This window comes from Actinosynnema sp. NPDC023658, from assembly GCF_040639995.1.
GTDB lineage: Bacteria > Actinomycetota > Actinomycetes > Mycobacteriales > Pseudonocardiaceae > Actinosynnema.
The window spans coordinates 1-4,347 of the sequence record NZ_JBFAAX010000499.1 but is presented as its reverse complement, the minus strand read 5'-3'; the positions used below and the strand labels follow the sequence as shown (position 1 = coordinate 4,347).

Annotated in this window: 3 protein-coding genes; 2 read left to right on the top strand and 1 reads right to left on the bottom strand. The window is 66.8% G+C overall.

Annotated elements, in window-relative coordinates:
- The first annotated feature begins 1 nt into the window (after position 1).
- Positions 2–3,580 (top strand): FxSxx-COOH system tetratricopeptide repeat protein, encoded by a 3,579-nt coding sequence (fxsT, locus tag AB0G02_RS29850; RefSeq protein WP_360800430.1) that lies wholly within the window; start codon positions 2–4, stop codon positions 3,578–3,580.
- A gap of 84 nt (positions 3,581–3,664) precedes the next feature.
- Here the strand turns inward: fxsT and AB0G02_RS29845 are convergent, their stop codons facing one another.
- Positions 3,665–3,814 carry a hypothetical protein gene (locus tag AB0G02_RS29845; RefSeq protein WP_360800427.1) on the bottom strand — a complete coding sequence of 50 codons (150 nt, stop codon included), beginning with the start codon at positions 3,812–3,814 and terminating at the stop codon, positions 3,665–3,667.
- A 71-nt stretch (positions 3,815–3,885) separates the two neighbouring features.
- Here AB0G02_RS29845 and AB0G02_RS29840 point away from each other — a divergent pair.
- Positions 3,886–4,347 (top strand): transposase (locus tag AB0G02_RS29840; protein WP_360800424.1); only part of this gene is annotated, 462 nt, incomplete at its 3' end.

Here is a 4,347-nt window from a genome sequence, read left to right as displayed (position 1 = left end):
TGTGCACCTCCATCAGCCGCCACGGCCGCCGGTGGAGTGGCCTTACCTATTCGGCTCGATCCCTCCGCGGGCCAGCTGCTTGCGTCCGCGCACGGACGCCCTGCTCGCTCAGCCCCGCAGCGAGGACGGTGACCGCTGGCTGCCGAACGCCACCCGTACGACGGTGGTCACGGGGATGGGCGGGGTCGGTAAGACCCAACTCGCCGCCGACTACGCCAAGTCATCGTGGGACATAGGCGAGTTCGACCTGGTGGCGTGGATCGACGCAGGTTCCCGTGACGCGATCGTCTCGGCCTACGCGCTGTTGTCATCGTCGGTGACAGGCGTGGACGACCCCGACACCGACTCGGCCGTACGTCGTCTGATGCAGTGGTGCGCCACCACCGGGAAACGGTGGCTGATCGTGCTGGACGACCTGCTCACACCGGGCGATCTGCGTGGGCTGTGGCCACCCACCGGGGCATCGGGACAGGTGGTGGTCACCACCAGGCGACGGGATGCCGCCTTGGCCGGAGACCAGCGTCGGCTGGTCGAGGTTGGTGTGTTCAGCGAAGCGGAGTCGGTGTCCTACCTGCGGGAGAAGCTGTCGGGTCTCGCGGGTGGCGATGAGGTGCTCGCCGATCTGCGGGCGCTGGCTGCGGATCTCGGTCATCTGCCGTTGGCCCTGGCGCAGGCTTCGGCCTACATCGCGGATGATCCGCTGTTGTCGTGCGCCGACTACCGGCGCTTGCTGGCCGATCGCCGCAAGCGGCTGGTCGACCTAGTGCCGGAAGAGGAAGCGCTGCCTGACGACCATCGCCTCACCTTGGCCGCGACGTGGTCGCTGTCGATGGTGCTGGCCGACCGGCTCGCACCCGTCGGCGTGGCGCGACCGGTACTCGGACTTGCCTCGGTGCTCGATCCCGCAGGAGCTCCGGCAACGGTGTTCGACACCCGATCGGTATGCGCCTACCTCACCGAACGGCTTGGACGCACCATCGAGATCGAGGATGTGCGCCGGGCACTGGGGTGCCTCCAGCGGCTGAGCCTGGCCACCGTTACGGCGATGACGGACGCCCGCGCCGTGCGCACCCACCGCTTGGTGCAACGGGCAACACGCGAGGACGACTCCTCCGCGGCCCTGGAGGAGATCACCCGCACCGTGGCCGACGCGCTGGCCGAAGCCTGGCCAGAGGTGCAGAACGATCCCGAGCTGGCGTTGAGCCTGCGGTCCAACACCGCGTCCGTCCGTACCCACGCGGGCTATCACCTGTGGCGCCCCGACGGACATCCCGTGTTGTTCCGCGCGGGATCGAGCCTCAGCGACGTCGGGCTGTTGCCAGCAGCCCTGTCCTACCACGAACAGCTGCGCGACGATGCCGTGCTGTACATGGGAGCCGATCATCCCGATGTGCTCAGCGCACGCAACAACCTGGCTTTGGTGCTGTCCAAATCCGGCAGGCATGCCGAAGCGGTCGAGGAACTCCGGAGCGTGGTCGCCGACAAGCAGCGCGTTCTCGGCCGAGATCATCCCGACACGGTGCGGGCACGGGGCAACCTCGCCGGGGCGCTGGCCGGGACCGGGCAGTGGACCACTGCGGCGGCCGAGTTCGAGAGTCTGCTCACGGACATGACACGAGTATGTGGGCGCCACCATCCCGACGTCCTGATGCTGCGCAACAACTTCGCCCTGGCGCGCGCCGACACCGAAGACGTCCGCGGAGCACTGGAAGAACTCGACAGCCTGCTCGAACCACTACAGCGCCTCTTGGGCCCAGACCACCCGCGCACACTGGAGACCAGAACAAACCGCGCGATGCTGATGAGCCGCTTGGGCATTCCCGCCGCTGTCGGTGAGCTCACCGATGTCGTCGAGCGCATGCGGGCGGTTCTGGGTCCGGACCACCCGTCGACACTGACCACCCGAGGCAACCTGGCTCAAGCCCGCCACAAGGCAGGCGACACCACTACCGCGATCCGCGAACTGCGGGAACTGCTGGCCGACGCACTTCACGTACTGGGCCCCACGCATCCCAGCACCTTCACCGCTCGCAGTAACCTTGCTGTCGCTGAGAGCGAGGTAGTCAGTCCTGCCGCCTCGGTACGGAAGTTCGAGCAACTGCTCCAAGACGCCATACAGACCTGGGGTGCAGACCACCCCTACACATTCGCCATCCGTGCTCACCTCGCCTCGTCTCGTAACCAAGCGGGGGACGCCACCGGCGCTCTGGCCGAACTGGAACATGCGATCGCCGCACAGGAGCAAAGACTGGGGGCCGAGCACATCGACACCTTGCGCACCCGGCGCGACCGCGCCAGGGCCAGGCTCGAGACCGGTGCTCTCCCCGCGGCCATCGCTGAACTGGAGGAGCTGCACGAGATCCTGACACGGCGACTGGGAGTCGATCATCCACTGACCAGCACACTGCGCAGCGACCTGGGACGAGCTCGCTCGTCTGCCGGGCAACCAGCTCGAGCGGTCGAAGAACTGCGACAGCTCCTGTCGGACCGAATCGCTCAGGTGGGTACCGATCACCCCGAGGTCCTGGGACTGCGCAACAATCTCGCCCACTTGCGGGGAGAAGCAGGCGACCCGGCCGGTGCGCTCGCCGACCTGATGCAACTGCTGCCCAGCACACAACGCATCCTGGGAGCCGATCACCCCACCACGCTGCTCCTGCGCAACAACATCGCTCTCTGGCGAGCCCGCGCCGGCGACCTCCACGGCTCAACGCAAGAATTCGAGCTGCTGATCCCGCACATGCGCCGAGTGCTGGGGCCGGATCACCCTCACACGCTGCTTGCCATCGGCAATCTCGCGGCCAACCAGTTCCGGCGTGGCCAACCTGCCGAGACCGCGGCCGATGCACAAGAGATGCTCGATGCCGCGATACAGGTCCACGGTCCCGACCACCCTCAGGTTTTCATCCTGCGCAACAACATCGCCGGCGCTCGTGGCGAGGCCGGTGCGCCGGAGGAGGCCGCTGCCTTGTTCGAACGGCTGCTGCACGACCAGATGCGAGTGCTCGGTCCGGACCACCCCGACACCCTCACCACACGAGGAAACCTCGCCCGCTACCGAGGACAGGCAGGCGAGGTCGCCCGCGCGATTGTCGACCTCAGCGCACTGGTACGCGACATGCGACGCGTTCTGGAAGCGGACCACCCCGACATCCTGACCACCTGCGGCAACCTCGCCCACATGAGAGGAGCAGCGGGTGACACCAGCGGCGCCGTCCGCGACTACAGGAAGCTCAGCAGCGCCATGCACCGCATCCTCGGCCCGGACCACCCCGACACCCTTTCCGTTCGGGGCAACCTGGCCCTGTGGCGCGTCCACGCCGGTCAACACCACCAGGCGCTTGCCGAACTCGAGCAGCTCGCCGCCGACCAGCAGCGCGTCCTGGGCGCCGATCACCCGGAGATGCTGCGCACTCGCTGCAACCTGGCCACCGTCCGCGGCCGAACAGGCGATCCCCGTGGTGCCGTCGCCGACCTCTCAGCCCTCGTCGACACCGTCACACGGGTCTTCGGCGAAGATCATCCTCACAGCCATACCGTACGCATGGGCATCGACTACTGGACGACGCACCTCCGATAGCGCCTGTCAGGGCGACTGGGGATCGGCCCGCCGTCATCGACTGCAGTACACCCGGAAGCTTCCCTCGATAACCCGAGGCAGTTGTTACCTGGATGCGGTCGGTGCCGCCGGGATGGTAGCTGGCTGGGTCTGAGCGGCCTTCCAGGCGGCTTCGTACTCGTCGGGGCTGAGCCAGCCGAGGTCCTTCTGGATGCGTTCGGTGTTGTAGAACCCGTCGATGACCCTGTTGCCCAATTCCCGGGGTCTTCATGGTGGTGTGATCGTCGTGGTCCATGATCACCATGTTGGTCTTGTCCCGCATGTGAGTGGAGCTGTTGGTGTCGCTGCAACCACGGCCGTGGTCGGAAGTCCCTGAGTTGACCGCCCAAGTGGCTCGGGCGGTGTTTCCCAAGGGATGCTTGGCGATGAACGTCCGTGATCGGTTGGGGCCGTTGTTCGACGACGAGGTCTTCAGATCGGCGTTCGGCGTCCGTGGCAGGCCGGGAATTTCGCCTGGGCAGTTGGCCTTGGTCAGCGTGTTGCAGTTCGCGGAGAACCTGACCGACCGGCAGGCCGCGCACGCGGTCAGGTCGCGGATCGACTGGAAGTACTTGCTGGGGCTGGAGTTGTCGCACGCGGGCTTCGACTTCACCGTGCTCACGGGTTTTCGTGATCGCCTGCTCGCTCACGACCTGGAGGAGACGGTCCTCGACATGCTGTTGGGGCGTCTGACGGAGCTGGGCTTGGTGGTGGGCAAGGGCAGACAGCGGACCGATTCGACCCATGTG